Below are 751 nucleotides of genomic sequence, written 5' to 3'. Positions count from 1 at the left end.
ATCGGCAATCGCATCGGGCGGATAAAGCGTGAAACGCCGTCGCCCCGCCACGACACAGGCGAGGTTGTCGAACGTATCATAGTGGCAAGCGACCGACGACGCGGTCCCAAGCCAGATCCGCGGCCCGACGTCGGGCGACAGGATCGAGAGCGTATTTTCGGCAGAAAAGCCCGGAAGATAGTCATCTGTGGGCAGCGAACCGACATAGATTGACGGTTGCGAGGGAGACTGTGCTGCGTCCGCGATCCGCCCAAGCGCCTCACCGAACCGCACGCTTTCGCGCGAGAAGGTAAACCCGGCCAGTCCGTCGGCATAATCGTATCGTCCACCCGTTCCCGGATCGCCGACAAACATCTCCGCCGCCCGGTCGACCGCGAATCGTGCCAGATAGGCGACGAGCGCCGCCTGCGATTGCGCTTGCGCGGCATAAGCCGGCCACTGGCGACATACGCCGCGCAAGCCGACCGGTTCGCACGGCTCGGCAATGTCGCGGAGGAACCGGTCGCGATCCAATGTCGTGCCGTCGACGGTTCGCAAGCAGGGCGAGTCGAGCGATGTCATCCGGCAACAAGACGATCGTTGCGCAGGCGGGCGAGGCGCGAAAGATGCTGCTGTGATCCAAGGACGCTTTGCGCGAGCGCCAGGTCGCCTTGCCGGAACAGTCCGATCACCGCAACGTCGTCGAGCTCGGCCAGGGCATCGCGACTGATCGTGTAGAGGCCTTCCAGCACGAGTCGTTCGCCATCGTCGA

The 751-nt window shown here is 64.0% G+C and carries 2 protein-coding genes; both read right to left on the bottom strand.

The features are described from left to right. A partial coding sequence (locus AACY08_RS27695) for a cupin-like domain-containing protein (RefSeq protein WP_339472296.1) occupies positions 1 to 561 on the bottom strand: 561 nt, incomplete at its 3' end. Beyond that, positions 558 to 751 (bottom strand): SapC family protein (locus tag AACY08_RS27690; RefSeq protein WP_339472295.1); only part of this gene is annotated, 194 nt, incomplete at its 5' end. The genes AACY08_RS27690 and AACY08_RS27695, both read right to left, overlap by 4 nt.

It is taken from the genome of Pseudomonas sp. EL_65y_Pfl1_R83, assembly GCF_963970695.1.
Lineage (GTDB): Bacteria > Pseudomonadota > Gammaproteobacteria > Pseudomonadales > Pseudomonadaceae > Aquipseudomonas > Aquipseudomonas tritici.
The sequence above is the reverse complement of the archived record's forward strand: the minus strand, read 5'-3'. Positions and strand labels throughout refer to the sequence as shown.